Consider the following 261-nt stretch of genomic DNA (forward strand, 5'->3'; position numbering starts at 1 on the left):
AGCTCCCGCTGCCGAGGCACCCGCTGCCGGCGGCGCCGCCAGCGGTACGGCGGTCACGCTCCCCGCGCTGGGCGAGTCCGTCACCGAGGGCACGGTCACCCGCTGGCTCAAGCAGGTCGGTGACGCCGTCGCCGTCGACGAGCCGCTGCTCGAGGTGTCCACCGACAAGGTCGACACCGAGATCCCGTCTCCGGTCGCGGGCACGCTGCTCGAGATCAAGGCTGCCGAGGACGAGACCGTCGAGGTCGGCGCCGAGCTGGC

The 261-nt window shown here is 73.6% G+C and carries 1 protein-coding gene; it reads left to right on the top strand.

The genetic code is table 11. The annotated features are described in order from the left end of the window. Nucleotides 1–261: biotin/lipoyl-containing protein (locus ACOADB_RS13090; protein WP_378599167.1), on the top strand; the 261-nt coding region annotated here is incomplete at both ends.

The sequence above is a fragment of the Nocardioides sp. CPCC 206348 genome (assembly GCF_048654705.1).
Lineage (GTDB): Bacteria > Actinomycetota > Actinomycetes > Propionibacteriales > Nocardioidaceae > Nocardioides.